The organism is Psychromonas sp. (assembly GCF_047632995.1).
Classification (GTDB): domain Bacteria; phylum Pseudomonadota; class Gammaproteobacteria; order Enterobacterales; family Psychromonadaceae; genus Psychromonas.
The window spans coordinates 1-22,679 of record NZ_JBLIEK010000029.1 but is presented as its reverse complement, the minus strand read 5'-3'; the positions used below and the strand labels follow the sequence as shown (position 1 = coordinate 22,679).

Here is a 22,679-nt window from a genome sequence, read left to right as displayed (position 1 = left end):
AAAAGGGTAACCGCTTTTAACTCTTTATAAGCCGTTTTAATGACTTATTCTGGGCGCGGGCTAATGACACTTAGCAGACACTTCAGCACTACAACTGACTGCTGAATAAAAACCACTATAATTAACCTGAGTATAAGCTGCTCAAATAAAAAACTATTGCTTATTTTAACTGAAAACTAAAGGGTGATTATATGCCGAACTTGTCAAAGTACGAATTATTACCTGGGAAAACCCACCCTATAGGTGCAACCGTTGAAGAAGATGGAGTGAATTTTTGCATCTATTGTGATGAAAGAGCAACGGCTGTGGAATTACTTTTATTTGATCAAACTAATTCCATAGAACCTGAGCAGATTATTCAATTGGATCCTTTAATTCATCGCAGTTTTTATTTTTGGCATGTTTTTGTTAAAGGATTACCTCAATATACCCATTACGCATACCGTGTTGATGGTCCTTATCAACCTGAAAATGGTCTCGTTTTTGATAAACATAAGGTGTTAATCGATCCCTACTCAAAAGGTATTAACCGGCGCTTATGGAACCGAGTTGATGCATGTAAACCGGGCTGTAATCTGCATACCTCGATGAGAAGTTGTGTGCTGAAGCTATCCGATTATGATTGGCAAGGGGACCTGCCTGTTAATCATCTTTTGAATGAAAGTATTATTTATGAGGTGAATGTGGGGGGATTTAGCAAATCACCTACCTCTAAGGTAAAAAATCCGGGGACATATGCTGGTCTGATTGAAAAAATTCCCGATCTAAAAAGTTTGGGTATTACTGATATTGAACTGATGCCTGTTTTTGAGTTTGATGACTCTGAGGTTCGTTATGTTAACGGCAATCAGTTAGTTAATTATTGGGGCTACAGTACAGTCAGTTTTTTTTCTCCTCATTCCGGATACTGTATTGATTCTGCAGGGGGAAATCCGCTCGATGAATTTAGAGATCTAGTCAAAGCATTACACAAGGCTGAGATTGGTGTGATTCTGGATGTCGTTTTTACCCATACAGATGAAGGTAATGATCAAGGGCCAATTTATTCTTTTAAAGGTCTCGCCAATGACAGTTACTATTTTTTAGAGGCCGACAATAAAAAAAATTATTGTAATTACTCCGGTTGCGGCAATACCTTTAAATGCAATCACCCCATTAGCGAAAAGTTTATTATCGATTGTTTAGAATATTGGGTGCGCGATATGCACGTCGACGGCTTCCGATTTGATGAGGGAACTATTTTGGTACGCAGTGAAGACGGCAGCCTAATTGCACATCCTCCTGTTGTTTGGGGAATAGAATTGTCTGAGCAACTGGCAGATACGAAAGTAATTGCAGAAGCGTGGGATGCTGGCGGGGCATATATGGTCGGTTCATTTCCGGGCCACCGTTGGGCCGAATGGAATGGTGTTTTTCGGGATGATGTTCGTAATTTTGTACGCGGACAAGCTGGAATACTCGGTGCTTTTGCGGGTCGAATTGCAGGCAGCGCTGATATCTACCAACAGCAAAATGAACTGCCAAGTAACAGTGTTAATTTTATTACTGTCCATGACGGCTTTACGCTTAATGATCTGGTCTCATATAACGATAAACATAATGAAGCTAATGGTGAAAATAACCGTGACGGTGTAGACAACAATAGAAGTTGGAATTGCGGCGTAGAGGGCGTTACAAACAACGCAGAAATTAGCTCTCTGAGAAAAAAGCAAATTAAAAACTTTGCCACTATTTTGATGTTATCTAAAGGCGTTCCCATGTTTGTTGCAGGCGATGAAGTTTGCCGAACACAATATGGCAATAACAACGCCTATTGTCAGGATAATGAAATATCCTGGTTTAATTGGGATGATCTGATAACGAATAGATCAATGCTGCAGTTTTGGCAGCGATTGATAGCTTTTCGCAAACGTCATCCCCGGCTATCGCGTAATCGCTATTTTGGTGGCGAAATAAACAAACGCGGGTTATCTGATATAGCGTGGCATGGTTGTGAACTCGGAAAACCCGGTTGGCATGATCCAACTGGATTGGCTCTGGCGATAACAATTGGTGCTCGAGATGAAGGGCTGGATCTGCATATTATGTTTAATATGTATTGGTTTGCACTCGATTTTGAGTTACCCGATATAGAGGGTAAAAATTGGTATAGAGCAATTGATACGTCACGAACCTCACCGGATGATATCTCTGCAGAAGGTAAAGAAATATTGCATCTAGATGCTAGTTGCAGCGTTGATGCGCGCAGTATTGTTGTTTTTGTATCTAAATAGATAAACAACGTAGTCTAAGTGCTCAGTTTGATTGTCAAAAATATAATCCTCATTAAATATATTGCTTGAATTGAACAGATTTGAGTAGATTATGCGTGTAATAACCGCTTTCATATTCAAGAATGTCAAACCACTGCAGAGAAAGGTAAGTATGTTGGTTTGTTGACTATCCTTTTTTTTTATCTAATGCTTCTTTTTTTCTGAATTTTTTGCTGAAAACATGACGGATTAAGCTCACATAACAACCATTACCGGGTTGTTTTGCGCTCTATTTCTGGACATTATTCGATCGCCGGTAAAGGCCGAACATGAATTTATAATAATAAATTTTCACTTCTTAAGGAAAAGTAATGAAAAATCTAAACTTGAAGGGTAAATGGTTTAAACCAACCATCTTAGCTAGTTTAATAGCAATCTCAGCGCCAGCGTTGGCTGCCACCAACGGCACTATGATGCAGTATTTCCATTGGTACAATAGTGACACAGATAACCTGTGGAACAAGGTATCAAACGAAGCACAGAACCTTTCTGATGTAGGTATTACGGCGCTGTGGCTGCCACCTGCATACAAAGGCTCTGCTGGTACATCGGATGTGGGTTATTCAGTTTATGATCTGTACGATCTGGGTGAATTTGATCAAAAAGGCACAGTGCGTACTAAATATGGCACTAAAGATGAGTACATAACGGCGATCAACGACGCTCATAGTGCAGGCGTAAAAATATACGCTGATGTCGTGCTGAACCATATGATCGGTGCCGATGCGACTGAGAGCGTAACGGCGGTGAGAGTTGATTCGAACAACCGTAATCAGGAATACTGGGGCGATATCAATATCGACGCCTGGACAGTGTTTGATTTCACCGCGCGTAACAATACTTACTCCGACTTTAAGTGGAGCTGGGTCCACTTTGACGGTACAGATTGGGATCAAAACACGCAAGAGAGCTGTGGTGGCCCCTGTATTTATAAATTCCGCGGCACAGGCAAAGCCTGGGATACTCAAGTCTCCAGCGAAAAAGGCAACTACGATTACCTGATGGGCGCAGATCTGGATATGGATCACCCGGATGTGGTCAACGAACTGAAAAACTGGGGCAGATGGTATGCGGATTTCACCGGTGTTGATGGTTTCCGTGTAGATGCGGTGAAGCATATCAAGGCAAGCTTTTCCAAAGATTGGATCAATACCGTGCGCGCTCATACCGGCAAAGAGATGTTTACTGTGGCCGAATACTGGGAGTACGACGTAAACACGCTGCTCGGCTACCTAGCCGATACGGAGTATTCGATGTCACTGTTTGATGCGCCGCTGCATATGAACTTTCATACAGCGTCTACATCGAACGGCAACTATGATATGGGCAGCCTGATGAATGGCACCCTGATGCAGTCTAGTCCTGGTAATGCTGTTACTCTGGTTGAAAACCACGACACCCAGTCTCTGCAGTCATTAGAGTCTCCGGTTGCAGACTGGTTCAAGCCGCTGGCTTACTCCTTTATCCTGCTGCGTAACGAAGGTTACCCGAACGTATTCTACGCAGATTACTACGGCGCGACCTACACGGATCAAGGCGGTGACGGCAACGACTACACGATTAACATGAAATCGCATAAGCCGATTCTGGATATTCTGCTAAAAGCGCGTAGAGATCATGCTTATGGCGCTCAGCATAGCTACCTAGATAATTCAGATGTGATCGGCTTTACGCGTGAAGGCGATGCGGAGCATTGGAAAGGTCTGGCAGTACTGATGACCGATAACAGCTATGAAGGTTACAAATGGATGTTTGCCGGCAACGCGCATAAAAATGCTTGCTTTACCGACATTACTGGCAGCTATGCTTCTACGGATAAAGTCTGTACCAATAACGACGGTTGGGCTCAGTTCAAAACCAAACCTGGCAACGTAGCCGTTTGGGTTAAAGACTAGTTCATTATTTTCACTACGGGAATAAAGATATAAGAAAAAGGTCCGACGACTATTTATGAGCCGCCGGACCTTTTTATTTGCACACTTGGATCAATTTGGATTCTGTTTTGTAAAGAAAAAAGAAGAGGGCAGTTATCTTATTTGATAAAGTTTTTGCTTTGCCTCGCGCCTGTGCATTGAACCGACGGACTTGCTTCCCACTGCGCTGTGGAATAGCGTCTATACTGAAAATAGTTGGTTGAATAACAGAGGAGAGCCACTATGTCGAAGACGTTGATAATGGTTGCAAATGCAAGTGCTGCGCGAGTTTTTAACTATCTGCCGCGTGAAGATTTTAGTTTACTGAATGAGTTTAGCCATCAACAGGCGCGTCAGAAAGGCGGCGATCTGGTTAGTGATCGTCTCGGGCACAGTGAGGCTAAGGGAGGAGGGCATGGTGTGTTTGTTCCCGCGAGTAACCCCAAGGATAATGAGGCAGAACGCTTTGCTCATGAACTGGCGGACTGGTTGGAAAATGAACGCACGCATAATCGTTGTGCGCAAGTTATGTTGGTCGCTGAACCTCGGTTTTTAGGCCTACTCAATAAAGCCCTAAATCGTCAAACTGCAAAACTGGTTTACCAGTCTGTGAATAAAGACTATTCCAAGGTCCCTCAGCGAGAGCTTCCTGAAATGTTGGATTTACGGATAGGCTAAAGGAGATATGGGGATTGCTTGTGTTCGCAGAGGGCTTTATCGTCTCTTTGTGCAAGTAATCTCCAATATTAAGCCGCATATTTCAGCCGTGCGGGGAAGATATCGTGAACTGCTGAAATCTTCGTTGTTAGCAGGTTTTGATTTAGCATGACTAGATCATCACCTTCTGACTAGAATCTCATCATTTATCGTCTTGCTGATTCCTGCATCTTGAGGTAGCTTGGGTATATCGCCGCCAAACGAAAATATCGAGAATAAATAGGAGAGGTTAATCTTCTCCTTAATTTGATAGCTGCAATCGCTAATTGTAAATTGTGTTTAAAGTATTTAGTATTACTGCCATTATTTATTAAAAAGGCTCAATTTAATGACCCCTGAACTATATTTTATTTATGACTCTCATTGTCCTTGGAGTTACGCGAGTACAACATTGGTGAATGTGCTTGAAAAAGCTTATCCAGACATGATGATTCATATTTGGCATTGCGCACATTATGATGGCAATGATTGTGCCGGTCACCAGCAAGTAGATTCCGTCGCTAGAAAAAGTACGGTTGAGTTTGGTCAAGAGCATATTCGCTATGCAGACAGCCCTAAAAATTCAACAATCACCGCCAACTTAATGGCGTGGCTGCAAAACAAGCAACCCGAGAAAGCCTTGCCTGTATTAAACGCACTACAGAAAGCACATTTTATCGAGGGGAATCCATTAGGTTGTAAGCACGATTTCACGCCTGTTATCGAACAGTTTAAATTATCTCCACCCAATAAAGTGTTCAGAGATGAGCTAAGTGATGCCGCTGAATATACGTTATCTGAGATTGCTGAAATTCGAGAGTTGATCGGCACAAATGCATTTCCTGCGCTGTTATTAACAGCTGGTGATAATGCTGTGTTGTTAAATCATTCGCTCTATTTAGCAAAACCTCAAGCAATAATTCAAGCGGTAAAGCAACAGTTAAAATAAATATCATCGCTGTAACGTTAAATAGGATGCATAATAGAGCGCCTATTTTTCGTTACATTTTATATTGTCTGTTGTCCACATTGGCAGTCGAATTAGGTTAAACTCCTCCCTTTAATCAAGCTTAAAATGCGTTACTCCTATTTATGTATACTCTTCGTCCATATCAACAAGATGCTGTCAAAGCGACTATTCATTATTTTCGTAAACACAGTGCGCCAGCTGTTTTAGCGCTTTCCACCGGGGCAGGTAAAAGCCTTATTATTGCGGAGTTAGCACGACTTGCAAAAGGCAGAGTGCTGGTGCTTGCACATGTAAAAGAGCTTGTTGAACAAAACCACAGCAAATATGAAAGTTACGATTTACATGCATCCATATTTTCTGCCGGATTGGGACGTAAAGAGACCGACCGCCAAGTTGTTTTCGCATCGGTACAATCTATCTGCAACAGCTTGGACCAATTCACCGACGCATTTTCCTTACTGGTGATAGATGAATGTCACCGCGTCCCGGAAGATGAGAACAGTGCTTATCAAAGGGTGGTTAGCCATCTGCAAAAAACAAATCCGAATCTGAAGATATTGGGTTTGACTGCGACACCATACCGTCTTGGTTTAGGTTGGATTTATCAATACCACACACGAGGGCAGGTTAGAACAGAGCAAAAACGCTTTTTCCGCGACTGTATTTTCGATCTGCCGATCCGTTTTCTACTCGATGAAAAGTTTCTAAGCGAGCCCAAAGTGATGGATATGGCCGTCTTAGGGTATGATTTTTCCAATCTTAAAGCATCATCAACAGGGCATTATCAAGAGGCACAGCTCGATAGTGTGGTGAAAAAATCGGCGCGCGTTACCCCTCTGATTATCAAACAGGTCATTGAGACGGCGACTGACCGGCGCGGTGTGATGATCTTTGCCTCGACCGTCAATCACGCGCAGGAAATAATGGGATATTTAGCCGATGAGAGTGCAGCATTAGTGATTGGCGATACCCCGCTCACTGAACGCGAATCCATTATCAATGATTTTAAAGCGGGTAAAATAAAGTATTTAGTAAATGTCTCGGTATTAACCACAGGTTTTGATGCACCCCATGTTGATTTGATCGCTATTTTACGCCCGACGGCGTCAATCAGTTTATATCAGCAGATTGTGGGACGCGGTTTGCGTTTGTTTGAGGGGAAGAAAGATTGCCTGGTGATGGAGTTTGCTGGTAACTGTTATGATTTATATCAGCCGGAGGTGGGAGAAGCTAAACCCGATAGCGACAGTGAAATCGTTACTATCCCTTGTCCAGCTTGTCGTTTTAATAATAACTTTTGGGGAAAATTGGATCCGGCTGGATTTGTGCTAGAACACTACGGCAGGCAATGCCAGGGTTATTCTGAAAATGAACAAGGTGAACGTAAGATTTGTGGTTACCGGTTTCGTGCTAAATTTTGTGAGATGTGCGGCGCTGATAATGATATCGCTGCGAGGCGCTGCCGAGAGTGCGATCATGTGCTGGTGGATCCGGATAAAAAACTGCGTGAAGCGCTTAAATTAAAAGATGCGCGAATTATGAAATGTGTTGCTCTGCGTTTGCAAGCCGCAAAGAATAAATTTGATAAGCCGCAACTCAAGGTCACTTATATCAGTGATCAGGGTGCTGAGATCAATGAAGTCTGGCCACTTACTACACAACGCCATAAAGCCGCATTTCTTAGGGAATTTATCTCGCCACATTTAGTTGACCGGCACCGCCCATTTACTGATACCGCACCGACTAAAATTGTAAATAACGAACACCGTCTGCGTCCACCCGATATTGTTATTGCCCGTAAGAATGGTCGTTTCTGGGTTGTTCGTGATAAGTTGTTCGATCTTGAACTGTATCCAGATAGCAATCATTTCTAGAATAAAAGAGTCAAAACGGGCTGTTTAAAGGGCGTTAAAGAATAGCCGCCGATCATTTCCCTGCGCTGACGCTAAGCAGATCTATATATTGCTCTGCTATATATTCTGGAATATGTTTTTTTCCAATGGCCAGCAGTGCCTTGCTGAGCCGCTCCAGTAACTCTTTGTCCTTGCTCTGTTTGGATACGGTAATATAGGAGAGTTTGCCTGCCACCTTGAAATCGCATTTTACTAAGCTAAATTTTTCTTGTTTGTTGAGTCGATCCCCTTGCCGCTCGGGCATAATCACCAGATCGCTACGTCCGATCACAACTTTCCCCATTGCTGCCTTATAGTTCCTTGTTTTTAAACGTATTATTTTATTATCCTGATCAAAGCGATCAAAATAAACCGCCCCAATTAATACCTCGACCGTTTTTCCGTAGAGCTCCTCATAGTTGTCAATGCAGCGTTCTGGTTTGCTAGCATAAAATGCTTTGTTTTCCCGTGGAAAGGGAACCTCATTAATATAATGCATAAAACGTGTCCGCTCTTGGGTCTTATTCGGACCGAGCATAATATCAGCCTGACCTGTTCGCATCTGAAGCAGTGCACGTTTGAAGGGGACATTGATAAACTCCAGCTCTATTTCTGCTTCGAGGGCGGCCGCTTTTAAAATATCGATATAGATGCCGGAAAACGTGCCATTTTCAATAATTCGGTAAGGAGGTGCATGGTTGACAACCACTTGGTAGGGGACTGCACTGCAATAACCGGCAACTAACCAATACATACATAGCCAATATTGCGACATACGGTTCCTTTGTGTTATTAAGTTGAGATAGGGCTTATTACTGCTATTTTACTCGCTGCGGCGCTTAGTGGCTAGTGTCGTACTGCTAAAATTGTGCCAGGCGGCCAACAGTTGCCCAAAACCGCATCCTTGGTAATTTAATTTGTATGTTTATTGACCAACTCTTGACATTCATCCCATATTCTATATAATAATCCCCAGCAAGAAAGAAAGCCTTTTGTTTACATCCTCCATTTCGTTGTTTTATTGATAATACCTCGCTCTGTAGTTTTTAAGTTCCAGTCTGTTTTTACGCTATTCCGCCTATTGCAGGCAATTTCACATTAAAATTACAGGATAATATTATGTCTGATAAAGTACAAGGAACCGTTAAATGGTTCAACGAAGCGAAAGGTTTTGGTTTTCTAGAGCAAGAATCTGGTCCAGATGTATTCGCACACTTCAGTGCTATTGCTAGCGAAGGTTTTAAAACTTTAGCTGAAGGCCAAAAAGTAGAATTCACTGTAAGCCAAGGCCAAAAAGGCCCGCAAGCAGATAGTATCGTCGCTATTTAATTCGCAACGATATTTTAGCTCCTCTACAGAGCTAAAATTAATACTAAAAAAATGGTAAACCTTTACGGGTTTGCCATTTTTTTTTGTTTATTGAAAAGTGGTTATAAAATAATACCATCTCCGCATAGGCGACTTTATCAATAACGGCAGCTGAACTGGGGATGATTGTCAATCTTTAACCGTTAGAGTGGGCTGGGCATTAGGTTTGTCTTTGAGTCGGTTTTCACTCTTTTTTTTTCTTCCGCTATGATTAGAGGTGCGAGAATTACTTAACGCGGTTGCGAGGAGATTGATTAATGGAAACTGAAGATATTTCGCTTGTTATAACGGGCCCCGGTGGGGCGGGTGTTATTGCGGCAGGAGAACTATTATTAAAAACAGCCGCGCAGTTGGGCTATTATGGTTTGCTTAAAAAGAGTTTTGGGCCGCAGATCCGAGGTGGGGAGTCATCAGCCATGCTGCGCCTATCCAGCAAGCGGGTTGAATGTTTGCAGGATGCTGTGCAGTTATTACTGGTGATCGATTGGCATATTCTTACGCCTTTTATTGAGGAACTGGTGTTTAACGAAAACACCTTGATTATTTGTGATCAAGAGTCCGGTGAAATCCCGCAGGCGATTATCGACAGCCATGCAACGCTCTGCCCCGTACCATTAACTCTGCTTTCTAAACAAATGAAAACAAAGGTAAATATGATCGGTGTTGGTTTGTTGGCTAACTTATTGGGTTTACCGCTGACCAATCTTCTCGCCGTGACTAAGGAACATTTTCAGGGTAAGGAGGCCGCGCTGATCGAGTCGGTAATTATAGGTATAGAAACCGGTAATGAGTACGCGTTATCTGTCGCGTTTCCGGCACTGTCCAATTTAGGCTCCCCCAGAAAAAACTATTGGCTCTATACCGGAAATCAATTAATCGGCCTTGCAGCTTTAAAAGCGGGCATTCGTTTTGTTGCGGGTTACCCCATTACACCTGCAACTGACTTGCTGGAATGGATGGCAGTTAACATCGATAAAGTGGGGGGCACGCTAGTACAGGCTGAAGATGAACTGGCCTCAATAAATATGATTATTGGCGCTTCTTATGGTGGTGTGCCCGCGTTAACTGCGACCTCTGGCCCGGGACTTTCCTTAATGTCAGAGGGATTAGGCCTTGCTATCGCCAGTGAAATTCCGTTGCTGGTGGTTAATGTCAATCGTGGCGGCCCCTCCACAGGTATCCCCACTAAATCAGAACAGAGTGACTTAAACCAAGCGCTTTTTGGTATGCACGGCGATGCGCCGCATCTTGTTACTGCGCCAATTGGAATTGCTGACTGCGCGTTTACAACGGGTTGGACTGTCAATTTAGCTGAACGGTTACAATGTCCGGCTATTCTCTTGTCTGATCAATTTATCGGGCACTCAATTATTGCGGGAGATAAACCGCTTTTTTATCAGCACACCGCGCAACGTGAAACAGCAGAGCCCGATGGCGACTATCTACGCTATCTAAATACAAAAAGCGGTATTTCCCCGATGGCAATTCCGGGCACCGCCAACGGCATGTATACAGCAGACGGCCTGACCCATAACGAGCAAGGCCACCCGAGCGCATTAGCGAACGTTCAGCAGCAACAGCTTGATAAACGTCAGCGCAAATTACTGCGTTATGATTACGGTGAGTATTGGGGACAAATTGATAATCAAGGTGATGTAAAAATAATCTGTTTTGGCTCCCTTCACGCTATTATTCTTGATGCTTTAACGCTATTAACACAGAAAGGAATAGCAGCATCACTTATTACGTTAAGGTTATTGGCCCCGCTGCCAATAGAGCAATTGCAGGAGTGCTTGTCCGGTGCTACCCATATTATCGTTATCGAGCAGAGCCATGGTGGCCAATTATTCCATTATCTGGCCTCTCATCTTTTTAAACTGGCAGAATTTTCTGCCGCATCATACTCCCTTGCCAAACCCGGGCCAGTCCCGTTCAGTAGCGCAGAGGTAGCCGACTTTGTAGAGCAGACAGCGCGACTTAATAAACAAGGGGAGAAGGTCAATGACTAAAGAAAAACCACGTTTTTATAAATCGGATAAAAAACCGATATGGTGCACCGGATGTGGCGATTTCACTGTGTTGACCTCGCTCGCCAAAGCGTTATCTAAACTTGAGTTATCCCGTGAAGAGGTGGCGGTTATTTCCGGCATCGGCTGTTCATCTCGCCTGCCCGCCTATACTTCTGTTTATGGTTTTCATGGGATTCATGGTCGCGCGCTGCCCATTGCAACCGGGTTAAAAGTGGCGCGGCCGGAATTAACCGTATTAGCTGCAAGTGGCGATGGCGACTGTTTTTCTATCGGCACGAATCACTTTATCCATACCTGCAGGCGCAATGTCGATATTACGCTGATAGTGATGGATAACCATATCTACGGCATGACGAAAGGACAGGTATCGCCCACAACAGAGATAGGTTTTGCGGATAAGCTTGCTACACATGATAGTGATCTTCAGCCTTTACAACCCTTGGCGTTAGCACTGGTATCGGGGGCATCCTATATTGCGCGCGCTTATTCGGGGGAGCCGGAACAATTAACCGATATATTGGTCGAGGCGATTAAACATCCCGGATTCTCTTTTATTCATCTGTTATGCCAGTGCATAACCTACTGCCCTGAGCAAAAAGAGTGGAAAAAATTGGTGCAACCCTTTGCAGAAACAACGTCCGATTACGCTAAAGCCAATAAAATGATTGAGCAAGATAATGGTTTGCAAACGGGCGTGGTCTATAACAGTGCGCGTAGGGTTTGGCCAGCAGCAACAGATCCAGGCACGCTGCAATCCCTTGATGAATTAGATAAGCAGTTTATAAAGTAGCGCAGAATAGGGCTGTGATTTGGTTAAAAGGGCGAGATAAAGATCGCAGCCTGTAATGTAATATTATAAATTACAGGCTGCGATCTTTGTCTTTAAAATTATTCAGCTATTTTTATAAACGGAACTGGTTAGATAGATACTCATTATAAGTACCTTGGAAGTTAACTAACCCTTTCTCTTTTATATCAATAATGCGGGTTGCTAATGAAGAGACAAATTCACGGTCATGACTGACAAAAATCAATGTGCCCTGGTAAACTTTTAACGCATCATTCAATGCGTCGATCGCTTCTATATCCATATGGTTAGTGGGTTCGTCCATCACCAGAACGTTAATATCCTGCATCATCAACTTACCAAATAAAAGGCGATTTTTTTCACCGCCTGAGCAGTTTCGCGCTTTTTTATTGGCATCATCAGCTGTAAATAATAAACGGCCTAAGATACCTCGCACCATTAGATCATCGTGTTTAGTGGTACGCCACTGAGAGATCCAATCAAATATAGTTAAGTCATTATCAAAATCGGCGCTGCTGTCTTGCGGGCAATAACCCACAGATGCATTTTCAGACCATTTGATGTCACCTTCTTTGCTTTGCAGCTCATTAACGAGGCAGCGCAGCAGGGTCGTTTTACCGACACCGTTTTCACCTATCACCGCTAATTTTGCGCCGGCTTCTAAAATCAGTTCACCCTTTTGGAATAACATGCCGTCTTCAAAACCGTGACCGACATTTTCCATTACTAATGCCTGGCGATGCATTTTTTTGCCTTCATTAAAACTGAGAGAAGGGTTCATTCGACTTGATGATTTGACGTCATCAAGTTTTATTTTATCCATTTTTTTAGCGCGTGAGCTCGCTTGTTTCGCTTTAGATGCATTCGCACCAAAACGATTCACAAAATCTTGTAGCTCATTAATTTCAGCACTTTTCTTAGCATTTTCTGATAATAACTGTTCACGAATCAAGCCGGAAGCGGCCATGAAATATTCGTAATTACCCGGATAGATACGCAGTTCGCCGTAGTCGATATCCGCCATATGGGTACATACTGAATTTAAAAAATGTCTGTCATGGGAAATTATTATCATGGTACATTTGCGTTTATTAAGCTCTTCACATAGCCAATTGATGGTATTAATATCCAAGTTATTGGTTGGCTCATCGAGTAATAAAAGATCCGGATTAGAGAATAACGCCTGTGCAAGTAATACACGCAATTTCCAGCCGGGAGCCACTTGCTGCATTAAACCAAAATGGAACGCTTCTTCAATACCTGCTGCTAATAATATTTCACCCGCACGGCTCTCTGCTGTATAGCCGTCCATTTCAGCAAATTCACTTTCCAGTTCGGCAACAGCCATACCATCAGCTTCCGTCATTTCAGCTTTAGCGTAAATGCGGTCACGCTCCTGTTTAACTTTCCATAATTTAAGATCACCCATGATAACGACATCGATCACGCTGTATTCTTCAAAAGCAAACTGGTCCTGGCTTAATGTCCCCATCCTAACGCCGGGATCAAGAGATACATTGCCTGAACTTGGCGCTTGCGCCCCACTAAGAATTTTCATAAAAGTAGTTTTGCCACAGCCATTTGCGCCGATCAAACCGTAGCGGTTGCCGTTTCCGAATTTAGCCGAAATGTTTTCAAACAAAGGCTCAGCGCCAAACTGCATAGTGATGTTCGCGGTAGATATCAAAGAAGTATTCCCAGGTGTTTACTAACAGGTTCATTATTTGGCTAAAAAAAGCAAAATAAGATGTGCAATAGTATAAATAATTAGGTCGCATAGTATACAGAACTAGCGCATGTAATGTCGAGCATTACCATAGCTTTGGCAAAAATAATGAGTTCTAGGTTCAAATATTGAAGAGTATCTCTGGAAAATTAAACAGATGTAATTACGGGGAGTTATAAGTGACTGATCAACTAAGGCTGAAACCTCAGTTAATCGGCTTATTTGGTATTATATTTTGAACATCATTGGACGGTATACTTTGCTCTTAAATGTAAATGAAAACCGTTATAAAACATCACAATGCAGTCGTAAACGTGCAATTCCATCGTATTTTAACCAATGGAGAGCGTTTTTTCTTAGGGAAATTACTTAGATCCGAAATCCCCCGCTTAGAATACAACTCAATAAAATGAAATAATTGTCACATATAAACAGATAACAGTGACTTGCGTGTGATTTGCTGAAGGTGATTCATCAATCAAATTAATCGCTGATCGGGTCGCGTTATGAGCATTAGATCACAGTTAGCCGGGTTGTATATTGAATGTGAGAATATTTGGCGTAGCTTCTTGCCGTAAGTGGCTGAAACGATTCAGTGAAACGCTTCAGTTGCTTGGTTCTCTTTAACTAACTATAAAATCAGGAAATTATATGAAACTTAAAACGTTATTTATTTCAACTCTGCTTGGTTTAGGCTCAATGGCTGTAAATGCGGCTGAATTTACACTGACAGATGCAACTTCATCTACTGATGTGGGAAATTGGAAGATCAGTAGTGAAAAATTAGGCTTCACTGACGGTAGTTCATTCTCAGTGGAAAAACGTCAATTACATGGTGGCAAGCAGGAGGGGGTTGATATCATATTGATTAATAATGGTAAAATGACAATCACACTGATCCCAACCAGAGGTATGGGAATTTTTAATGTTAAAATGGATGGCAAAAGAATTTTAGGTTGGGATTCTCCAGTTAAAGAGATAGTAAACCCTGTGTATATTGATCTTGAGAGTCGTGGCGGATTAGGCTGGTTGGATGGCTTCAATGAAATGATGGTACGTTGCGGGTATGAGTGGACCGGGCATCCTGGGGTTGATGATAATGGTCAATTGTTGAGCCTGCATGGGCGAGCTCAGAATACCCCAGCTTCCACCGTTAAGGTTATTATTGATGATACGCCACCGCATAAAATAACTATTCAGGGCGAAATTAGTGAGCGTACTTTCAAGATGGCGGAGCTGGTCACCTTGACTCAGTTTGAAGTTGTTCCCGGATCGACTACATTCTCTGTACACGATAAGTTAACCAATAAAGCGGATTACGATAATGAATATCAAATCATTTATCACTCTAACTTTGGTACGCCTATTCTTGAAAACGGCGCAAAATTTACAGCGGCGGCCAGTGAAGTTTCTCCCTTTAATGATTACGCAAAAGAGGGGCTAAAAGATTGGCAAAATTATCAAGGGCCAACTAAAGGCTATGATGAAATGGTCTTTAACTTTAAACCGCTTGCTGATGCGCAGGGGAACACGCTTGCTGTCCTTAATAATGCGGCGGGAAATCAAGGTGTGGCCGTGGGATATAATATCAAGCAGCTACCTGTACTAACCATGTGGAAAAACACTGACACCAAACAGCAGGGTTATGTAACAGGGATAGAGCCGGGAACAAGTTATGCCTACAACACTAAATTCCAACGTTCGCTAGGACTTGTTCCGACTATTAAAGCGGGTGAAACAAAAGCATTTGATGTGACTTATACTGTGCTTACCAGTAAAAGTGATGTGAAATCAGCGCTTGAAAAAGTTGCCGCTATCCAAAAAGGGAAAGCGGTTAAGCAGGTTATGGAGCCTATTGTTGATTTAAATGCAGTTGAATAACTGTATTTAGCCGCAATGCCAGCATCATAGGGCTGGCATTGCATTTTTTTATCTATTCCCTATAAACTGTCTGACTCTTCCATTTCCTCCTCCCCGTTTCAGTTGCTTACAAAATTTAACATTCGTTTTATAAAGCACACTTCTATCAGAGACTTCACTGCCAGCCTGTATTGATTTTCGTGTTAGTAAATAGTTATTCAGCTTACGTTCAGGTTACTTAAGCTATCGTTTAGTTATAGAAAAAACAACAGCATAACTGTTCTAAGGAGTTGTATTATGAATAAACTTATTTTACCGACCATTATTATCTCTCTGGCACTTTCCCCCGGTTCATGGGCAAAAAGTCATCATGGAAAAGCAAACTGGGCCAAGGTGACCCATGTTGAGCCGATCACTCGCACTATTGAACATCGTTTCCCACAGCAGGAGTGCTGGAATGAGCAGGTGCGTTATCAACAAGATCCCGAGGGCGGGCGTTCATATACAGGAACTATTTTAGGCGGCATTATTGGCGGGGCTATTGGTAATAAAGTTGGCCACAATAAGACAAATAAAAAAATAGCAACTGTTGTAGGGGCTGTATTGGGGGCCTCTGTCGGGCATGATCTATCTGATCGACATGATACAAATTCAGGCTCTGACGTTTTTTATCGCAATGAACGTCATTGTGAGACGCATGATGCTATCCGTTATGAAGAAAAAGTGATTGGCTACCATGTGTGGTACCGTTATCACGGCGATGAATATCAAACTCGGATGAATTCTCATCCGGGTAAAAAAATAAAAGTGCATATTAATATTGAGCCTTATTAAGGCTCCCTCGCTAATCTTCGACCAGTAATTTTTCCACTAGGCGGGGGACCAATTCGGTTGCCTTGCCATGCTCTACATATGTAAAGTGGCTCTGTATGTTACTGGCATCTAAATTAATCTCAATAGAATCAGCACCGAAACGGTTTGCTTCCTGAACAAAACCTGCAGCAGGATAAACTGTGCCGGATGTACCAATGGCGATAAACAGATCCGCATCTACCAGACGCTCATATATAGGGTCCATACACAGCGGCATCTCGCCAAACCAGACAATATGCGGACGTAACTGTGCTGCAGGCTGACAGCAACTGCACATATCACCGCTTATAAGATCGCCTTGCCATGGAATAACATTATCAGATTTCGGGCAGCGCGCTTTTAATAATTCACCATGCATATGAATCACATTCTTAGATCCTGCCTTTTCATGTAAATTATCGATATTTTGTGTGATTAAAAGAAACTCTCCGTTGAACTGTGCTTCGAGTTTCGCTAACGCATAATGCGCAGCATTTGGCTTTATCTGCTGTTGACATAAATCGCGGCGACGTTGATTGTAAAAGTCTAAGACCAGATTCGGGTTGCGCTTATATCCTTCCGGCGTTGCAACGTCCTCCACCGGATAATTTTCCCAGAGACCATCAGCACTGCGAAATGTTTTAATACCGGATTCGGCCGAAATACCGGCACCTGTTAAAACGACGATTTTTTTATATGTATTTAATAACAAAAGAGAGCTCCAAAACCGCATAGCTAAAACCCTACTTTAACGCCGAAAAGAAAGAAAAGGTAGCAGATCCATTACGTTCTCTGTTTTTCATCGCGCTACAGCCTAAAACGAGGTGCTTAAATCGAAGCGAATAACACTTATCGTAATACACTGGCTAAGGGCACCTACAACACTATACTTTTGGTGATGAGTATAACCTGAGCAAAGGAGGCAATAATGCTGATATTTTATATTATTTGTGGTGTTTTAGTATTTGCTATATCGGGTTTGCTATTGCAATTCAATCGCTTAGCCATTTATCGCAGGCGTATTATCCGACACTATTCCGCATTATCAGAACAACCTCCGTTCATTTTATCCGCAAGCCAAGAGCAACAAATCAAACACTGCTTTTTGCAGGGTATCAGTATCCAGCAATGTATTGAACGGCTGTAAAACAGGCTGGATCCAGCCATTGAGCGAAAGGCTGCTTACAAAAAACAGCCTCGGGTGGACGAAGCACTTAATCTGTTATTTGTAATGCGGTAATGACTGAAGTGGCATAGTTAGTTTGGCCACTGGTCACTGTAATAAATAGCGCAAGATGGGACTCCCAACCCTTTTTCAGTAAAAAAGGCATGGGGGCTCGATTTTTCTTCTCTTGGTGCACGATATAGAGAAGTTAAGGAATAGCCTACATTAATGCTAAGGGTGAAGCTTTAACGTCAAATAATCCTCCCTAAACGCCGCAATAAACTGATTTATCACCCAATTTAATCAATCCTTTACTCAAAATAGAATGATCTATTGAATCTCAACTATATGTGAATTATTGTATCCTTCATTTTAAATAAAGTGGGCTGAAAATGAATAATTCTACAGCCTCGTTATGACTATAAGGAGAGTTAGAGTTTGGCTGCAAGAATATCACCTAGATTAATTCAACTGACTTATGAAGCTGTTCTAAAGTCATATTGGCGTAAAAATGCACTTCGCTCATTTTTGAGAGCATCTCATGTAAGTGAATCATTTGTATCCTCTTGGGCTAGTGACGAGTCTAAAAGAGAATTATTGGATCGTTTATTTCCTAAATTACAAGCTAGCGACAAAGGAAAAGCACTGATCTTTCAAATGGCTAGAAATTTGTCAGAACAAACCACATTCCCTGATTTACGGAACTGGGAAGATTCAGATATTAAAATACAAGATGCGCACAAAGCCGTAACTGAATTAAAAATATACTTAAAAACTCAAGACAATGAAATAAAAACAGAAAAAGAAAAGCGAGACTTTAGAGAAAGAGCAAAAAAAGAAAAAGACGAAATAAGACGTTTTAAAACAGATAAAACTAAACTTCAGGCCAATCTTGAGTCTATGCACACTAAAATAGGAACTCAAAAAGGTGGTTATGAATTTGAAAGTTGGTTTTACGAGTTAATTGATTTCTGTGAAATACAGAATAAGAGGCCTTATAAGACCAACGGAAGACAAATCGATGGTTCGGTCACAATTGAAGGCACAACGTACCTTGTTGAATTAAAGTTCACAAAAGATCAATCTGGCGCAACAGATATAGATTCGCTAAAAGCTAAAGTAAATAAGATGGCTGATAATACAATGGGTATTATCGTATCGATTTCAGGCTATAGTAGCGTAGCAATTAATGATGCATCAGGAAGTAAAAGTACGTTAATAATTCTCGATGGAAGTCATTTGTATTTATTTTTAACGGGTGCAATGAGTTTTAAAGATATCATTACTAGAGTTAGACGCCACGCTTCACAAACAGGTGAAGCATATTTACCTGTCAATAAGTTTGGTGGTTAACGTAAAATTGGCATAACAAGAGACTATGGCGTCGATAGTTAATCAACTGGACGTTGATCTTCCCCCGCTTTAACGGACACCTAAATCTAACTAAAGATGAGGTGTATTATGCACAAGTACAACAATCCAAGACGAACTTGGAAGTATTCAAATGATTTTAAAGTCAACGCTGTTCAGCTGAGTTTTGTCGTCGGAGTCAAATTCAAATCTGTTGCTGAAAAGCTCGACATTCACCCGTTTATGCTGTGACGATGGCGAAAAGAGTATAAGCGGCAAGTCGAGGACATCCATCATTTGGGCTTATTAATAATTGTGTGTTTTATGGTGCAACTGGAGCGGAGACTCCCGATAAAAGCACTCGGGAATGACGGGGCGGGGATTTGGGAATGATAATTGAATGTTGAGAACATCAAAATATTTTTATAAATTAAAAATACTCGTGCAACTAAACCAAGTCGGCTAGGGAAATTTCCGTACGTTTTTCTTGTGCTGAACAAGCACTTTAGCAAGAGAAAACATGGATGTTTTCTCTAACCTCAGTCAGTACAGGGATGTAATGTCTGAGGTGGTGCGTTAAAAAGTGATTGGACAGTGCAAGAATAAAAAACGTTCGGAACGGCACTTTTTGGTTACTTTTTCTTGCTGTTGAGAAAAAGTAACACGCCGTCAAGGGCGGAATACCAACAAGGAAAGTTAAAGCAAGTGCATACAAGCGAAGGGCAAGTCGAGGCTATCGATCACTTTAGCTTATTAATAATTGTATTTTTTATGGTGCAGTTAGATAGGAGATTCCCGATAAAACAACTCGGGAATGACGGAGGGAGCCACAACTTTATAGATGTTATTTACTCAGAATTGCATTTATCTATCTCACCATTTATTTATGGGCCCATATCTTTTTAAGAAAAAATTTATGGGTGTCCAGACTTTTTTATTTGCTATTATGAGGCTCGTTATATTTAATAATAGTCAGGGAGCAATATGCGTTATTGGTTAGTGGGATTATTTTGTGTGGGCCTGATCTCTGGTTGTAATAGTGATGATGGAGCAACTAGTGACAATCAGGTATCTGATGAAACTGCTTTGAGTGATGAAGGCTCAGATGAGAGTACCGATGCTAGCAGTGCTGTAGACCGTTATGATGATCAGACCAATTATAGCCAAATAAGCTGTAGAGATGACCTGACTACCGTTTTGACTTTGATTAATGAACAGCGTATACAGGAACAAACTTGTGGCAGTGAAAGCTATGGTCCTGTGGATAAGCTAACCTGGAATGCTTTATTGACTTCGGCTGCACAAGAGCACTCGGATAATATGGCTAATTATGATTTTTTCAGCCATACCGGGCTTGACGAAAGTACAGTAGCGACTCGGGTTACAGATCAAGGCTACACGTGGTCTTATGTGGCAGAAAATATTGCTGGAGGTCAGACTACGGCACAGGCTGTAGTGGATGCGTGGATGGCGAGTGACGGACATTGTAAGAATATTATGAGCGGAAATTCGACGGAAATGGGCTTGGCGTGTAGCGAAAACAGCAATGTAACTTATACCTATTATTGGACCCAAGTATTTGCTAAACCTCGTTAATCATAAACAGTGTTGGCTTTAAATACCAAGTCGAGGAGATCCACTTACTGAGTGTTGAAGCACTAATGCGCAGTGTATTAGCAATCTCTATTTCGACTAACTGCTTGTATCTTAAATGATGTAGTGAATTTTCTCTTCATTATAATTGCCTCTAACTAAAAATTAGAGGCGACAACTATCCTGACACCGGGGGCTTAGTAATGAAGGGGAATATAACTTTAAATATTTTGCTACATATCTTAAGTAGTAATTTTTGAAATATCTGTAATTAGTTCGAGGAACAGATATTTAGTTTGATTTATTTTAATTATTATCCAGAATCCAGAATTCAGATTAGATATGAATTTCTTGTAACAAATTTCCTTCATAAATGGCTTGTTTAATTAGCGCAAAGGCTGCAACTGTTGAATTTGGCTGTAACTTCGTTGGCAGTATTGTTAGTTTGTTTTGAAATTCTGGTAATGTTTGGTGAGTAATACATTGTTGAATTGTTGAAAATAGTGTGCCTTTGCTTTCAGTGATTTTACCTGCAATGATGATTTTTTCCGGATTGAGTAAATTAATTAAAATTGCGACAGTTTTTCCTAAATAGTTGGCAGCATCCTCAACTACTTTTCTGCATAACGGATCATTATTAGCTGCGGCTTTATATATATCTTCTACTGTTAGTGTTTCGTAAATCAATGTTGTGAAATTACCGTCGTTAATCGCATTTTTCACTTTTTCGAGAATAACATTATCACTTACTTCTGTTTCCAAGCATCCAAAGTTACCACAATGACATTTTTTTCCTGCCGGGTTTACTTGAATATGTCCAATCTCACCAATATGACAATTTTCGCCTAATAAACATTTCCCATGAATAATAATACCTGAGCCGACACCATGATGAACACTAATCAAAATAGAGTCTGCACAATCTTGTGATGCACCAAAGTAGTGTTCCGCTAATGCGAGACAGCGCGTATGGTTGCCAATAAATGTCGGGATATTAAACTGTTGTTCAATGATCTCCACTAATGGGAAGTTATTGAATGAATAGCGAGAGGAGTAAATTATTCTACCCTGTTTGGGATTAATTAAGCCGGCCAAGGTAATTGAAATGGCAGATATCTTTTCACCGAGTGGTTTCTCGGTGTTAATAGCTAACGCTATTTCTGAAATGATTTGCTCAATAAGTTGTTCACCATTGGCTAATTCAATATTTACCTGTTTATTTGATAATTGTTCACCCGATAAGTTATAACGACTTATTGACAACAGGTTGCGACCAATTTTGATGGCCAGCACGTGAATTGATGCAGAATTCAGCGCTATAGAAATAGCTGGGCGTCCGCCTGTTGAGGTTTGTCTGGCGATTTCTGTAATAATACCGTTTTCAAGCAATTTCCGTGTTATTTTGGTCACGCTTGCAGGCGCAAGTTTGCTGACTTGTGCTATTTTGACGCGGGAAATTGGAGCGTGAGTTTCAATTACTTTATAAATAGTTGCGTAATTTATCTTCTTGATATGATCTATATTTGCAATATTTGAAACTGTTTGTTGATTATTCTGTAGCATTATTTTTTCACTTTAAATAACAAGCTGAAAGAGAGTCTCTATTCTAGCAAACAGCTGGTTATTTTGTCATTTATTAGCTGATTTTGTAGTGTCCGTTAACAACGGTTGCAATAATTTTATAGTCATTCGTGAAAATGGCGAGATTTGCAATTTTGCCCGCTGCTATGCTGCCCAGTTTATGATCCATTGAAATCGCTTTTGCGGGATACAATGTTGCCATACGAATCGCTTCTGCCAGTTCAATACCGACGAATTTAACGCATTGTTTAATAGACTCGATCATTGTTATTGCAGAGCCACCCAGCGTACCGTCAGCGTCTAAGCATTTGCCATTTTTGTAATAAACGGTTGTACCAACAAAATTAAATTGATCTATTTTTGCTCCTGCAGGCGCTGTCGCATCCGTGACTAATATTAGTTTGTCGCCCATGATCTTTTTAGAAATTCGCACATTTTCATAAGCTACGTGGAAACCATCAACAATAATACCTGCGTAGATATCATTATCATAAATTGCACCTATTATCCCAGGCTCTCTGCCTGTAATAGGGCGCATTGCGTTAAATAGATGCGTCGCAAAG

Annotated in this window: 18 protein-coding genes and 1 pseudogene; 14 read left to right on the top strand and 5 right to left on the bottom strand. The window is 41.5% G+C overall.

Features of this window, described 5'->3' with window-relative positions; genetic code table 11:
• Positions 1-191: 191 nt before the first annotated feature.
• From glgX to ACJAT7_RS07310, 5 genes are all read left to right on the top strand, one after another.
• Complete coding sequence (gene glgX / locus ACJAT7_RS07330; RefSeq protein WP_415226145.1) at positions 192-2,273, top strand: glycogen debranching protein GlgX; 2,082 nt, start codon at positions 192-194, stop codon at positions 2,271-2,273.
• Between the two features lie 350 nt (positions 2,274-2,623).
• The gene (locus tag ACJAT7_RS07325) at positions 2,624-4,207 is read left to right on the top strand and encodes an alpha-amylase (RefSeq protein ID WP_415226144.1); all 1,584 of its coding nucleotides are present in this window, start codon (positions 2,624-2,626) and stop codon (positions 4,205-4,207) included.
• Between the two features lie 261 nt (positions 4,208-4,468).
• The gene (locus ACJAT7_RS07320) at positions 4,469-4,903 is read left to right on the top strand and encodes a host attachment protein (protein ID WP_415226143.1); all 435 of its coding nucleotides are present in this window, start codon (positions 4,469-4,471) and stop codon (positions 4,901-4,903) included.
• Between the two features lie 367 nt (positions 4,904-5,270).
• On the top strand, positions 5,271-5,870 hold the full coding sequence (locus ACJAT7_RS07315; protein WP_415226142.1) for a protein-disulfide isomerase: 600 nt from the start codon (positions 5,271-5,273) through the stop codon (positions 5,868-5,870).
• A gap of 143 nt (positions 5,871-6,013) precedes the next feature.
• Complete coding sequence (locus tag ACJAT7_RS07310; protein ID WP_415226141.1) at positions 6,014-7,765, top strand: DEAD/DEAH box helicase; 1,752 nt, start codon at positions 6,014-6,016, stop codon at positions 7,763-7,765.
• Between the two features lie 52 nt (positions 7,766-7,817).
• On the opposite strand, the gene ACJAT7_RS07305 is transcribed toward ACJAT7_RS07310, so the two are convergent.
• On the bottom strand, positions 7,818-8,558 hold the full coding sequence (locus tag ACJAT7_RS07305) for a substrate-binding periplasmic protein (protein WP_415226140.1): 741 nt from the start codon (positions 8,556-8,558) through the stop codon (positions 7,818-7,820).
• 344 nt (positions 8,559-8,902) lie between these two features.
• Between ACJAT7_RS07305 and ACJAT7_RS07300 the strand changes: the two genes are divergently transcribed.
• The 3 genes from ACJAT7_RS07300 to ACJAT7_RS07290 all read left to right on the top strand — a co-directional run bounded on the left by ACJAT7_RS07300 (position 8,903) and on the right by ACJAT7_RS07290 (position 11,971).
• Positions 8,903-9,112 carry a cold-shock protein gene (locus tag ACJAT7_RS07300; RefSeq protein WP_415226139.1) on the top strand — a complete coding sequence of 70 codons (210 nt, stop codon included), beginning with the start codon at positions 8,903-8,905 and terminating at the stop codon, positions 9,110-9,112.
• A gap of 296 nt (positions 9,113-9,408) precedes the next feature.
• The gene (locus tag ACJAT7_RS07295) at positions 9,409-11,160 is read left to right on the top strand and encodes a 2-oxoacid:acceptor oxidoreductase subunit alpha (protein WP_415226138.1); all 1,752 of its coding nucleotides are present in this window, start codon (positions 9,409-9,411) and stop codon (positions 11,158-11,160) included.
• A complete protein-coding gene (locus ACJAT7_RS07290; RefSeq protein WP_415226137.1) occupies positions 11,153-11,971 on the top strand; it encodes a thiamine pyrophosphate-dependent enzyme in 819 nt (272 codons plus the stop codon). The genes ACJAT7_RS07295 and ACJAT7_RS07290 overlap by 8 nt, the downstream gene beginning before the upstream one ends.
• Positions 11,972-12,083: 112 nt before the next feature.
• On the opposite strand, the gene ACJAT7_RS07285 is transcribed toward ACJAT7_RS07290, so the two are convergent.
• Positions 12,084-13,676, bottom strand: coding sequence for an ABC-F family ATPase (locus ACJAT7_RS07285; protein WP_415226136.1), 1,593 nt, complete (start codon positions 13,674-13,676; stop codon positions 12,084-12,086).
• A 690-nt stretch (positions 13,677-14,366) separates the two neighbouring features.
• Here ACJAT7_RS07285 and ACJAT7_RS07280 point away from each other — a divergent pair.
• Complete coding sequence (locus tag ACJAT7_RS07280) at positions 14,367-15,596, top strand: aldose 1-epimerase family protein (protein ID WP_415226135.1); 1,230 nt, start codon at positions 14,367-14,369, stop codon at positions 15,594-15,596.
• A 276-nt stretch (positions 15,597-15,872) separates the two neighbouring features.
• The gene (locus ACJAT7_RS07275) at positions 15,873-16,409 is read left to right on the top strand and encodes a glycine zipper 2TM domain-containing protein (protein WP_415226134.1); all 537 of its coding nucleotides are present in this window, start codon (positions 15,873-15,875) and stop codon (positions 16,407-16,409) included.
• Between the two features lie 10 nt (positions 16,410-16,419).
• On the opposite strand, the gene cobB is transcribed toward ACJAT7_RS07275, so the two are convergent.
• Positions 16,420-17,139, bottom strand: coding sequence for a Sir2 family NAD+-dependent deacetylase (gene cobB, locus ACJAT7_RS07270; protein WP_415226133.1), 720 nt, complete (start codon positions 17,137-17,139; stop codon positions 16,420-16,422).
• 216 nt (positions 17,140-17,355) lie between these two features.
• Between cobB and ACJAT7_RS07265 the strand changes: the two genes are divergently transcribed.
• From ACJAT7_RS07265 to ACJAT7_RS07250, 4 genes and pseudogenes are all read left to right on the top strand, one after another.
• Positions 17,356-17,574, top strand: coding sequence for a hypothetical protein (locus tag ACJAT7_RS07265; RefSeq protein WP_415226132.1), 219 nt, complete (start codon positions 17,356-17,358; stop codon positions 17,572-17,574).
• A gap of 456 nt (positions 17,575-18,030) precedes the next feature.
• Entirely contained in the window at positions 18,031-18,945 is a 915-nt protein-coding gene (locus tag ACJAT7_RS07260; protein WP_415226131.1) for a hypothetical protein, read from the top strand.
• 108 nt (positions 18,946-19,053) lie between these two features.
• A pseudogene (locus tag ACJAT7_RS07255) lies at positions 19,054-19,191 on the top strand (transposase); the annotation flags it as partial.
• A 735-nt stretch (positions 19,192-19,926) separates the two neighbouring features.
• Positions 19,927-20,538 (top strand): CAP domain-containing protein, encoded by a 612-nt coding sequence (locus tag ACJAT7_RS07250; RefSeq protein WP_415226130.1) that lies wholly within the window; start codon positions 19,927-19,929, stop codon positions 20,536-20,538.
• Between the two features lie 333 nt (positions 20,539-20,871).
• On the opposite strand, the gene ACJAT7_RS07245 is transcribed toward ACJAT7_RS07250, so the two are convergent.
• Complete coding sequence (locus ACJAT7_RS07245; protein WP_415226129.1) at positions 20,872-22,098, bottom strand: ROK family protein; 1,227 nt, start codon at positions 22,096-22,098, stop codon at positions 20,872-20,874.
• Between the two features lie 73 nt (positions 22,099-22,171).
• Positions 22,172-22,679: N-acetylglucosamine-6-phosphate deacetylase (gene nagA / locus ACJAT7_RS07240; protein ID WP_415226128.1), on the bottom strand; the 508-nt coding region annotated here is incomplete at its 5' end.

Excerpts from the sequence above, each read along its gene's own strand:
- ACJAT7_RS07320 (WP_415226143.1), top strand. The coding sequence starts at position 4,469 with ATGTCGAAGACGTTGATAATGGTTGCAAATGCAAGTGCTGCGCGAGTT.
- ACJAT7_RS07305 (WP_415226140.1), bottom strand. The coding sequence starts at position 8,558 with ATGTCGCAATATTGGCTATGTATGTATTGGTTAGTTGCCGGTTATTGC.
- ACJAT7_RS07250 (WP_415226130.1), top strand. The coding sequence starts at position 19,927 with ATGCGTTATTGGTTAGTGGGATTATTTTGTGTGGGCCTGATCTCTGGT.
- ACJAT7_RS07265 (WP_415226132.1), top strand. The coding sequence starts at position 17,356 with ATGCTGATATTTTATATTATTTGTGGTGTTTTAGTATTTGCTATATCG.
- ACJAT7_RS07300 (WP_415226139.1), top strand. The coding sequence starts at position 8,903 with ATGTCTGATAAAGTACAAGGAACCGTTAAATGGTTCAACGAAGCGAAA.
- ACJAT7_RS07315 (WP_415226142.1), top strand. The coding sequence starts at position 5,271 with ATGACCCCTGAACTATATTTTATTTATGACTCTCATTGTCCTTGGAGT.
- ACJAT7_RS07245 (WP_415226129.1), bottom strand. The coding sequence starts at position 22,098 with ATGCTACAGAATAATCAACAAACAGTTTCAAATATTGCAAATATAGAT.
- ACJAT7_RS07280 (WP_415226135.1), top strand. The coding sequence starts at position 14,367 with ATGAAACTTAAAACGTTATTTATTTCAACTCTGCTTGGTTTAGGCTCA.
- glgX (WP_415226145.1), top strand. The coding sequence starts at position 192 with ATGCCGAACTTGTCAAAGTACGAATTATTACCTGGGAAAACCCACCCT.
- ACJAT7_RS07325 (WP_415226144.1), top strand. The coding sequence starts at position 2,624 with ATGAAAAATCTAAACTTGAAGGGTAAATGGTTTAAACCAACCATCTTA.
- ACJAT7_RS07290 (WP_415226137.1), top strand. The coding sequence starts at position 11,153 with ATGACTAAAGAAAAACCACGTTTTTATAAATCGGATAAAAAACCGATA.
- ACJAT7_RS07295 (WP_415226138.1), top strand. The coding sequence starts at position 9,409 with ATGGAAACTGAAGATATTTCGCTTGTTATAACGGGCCCCGGTGGGGCG.
- ACJAT7_RS07310 (WP_415226141.1), top strand. The coding sequence starts at position 6,014 with ATGTATACTCTTCGTCCATATCAACAAGATGCTGTCAAAGCGACTATT.
- ACJAT7_RS07275 (WP_415226134.1), top strand. The coding sequence starts at position 15,873 with ATGAATAAACTTATTTTACCGACCATTATTATCTCTCTGGCACTTTCC.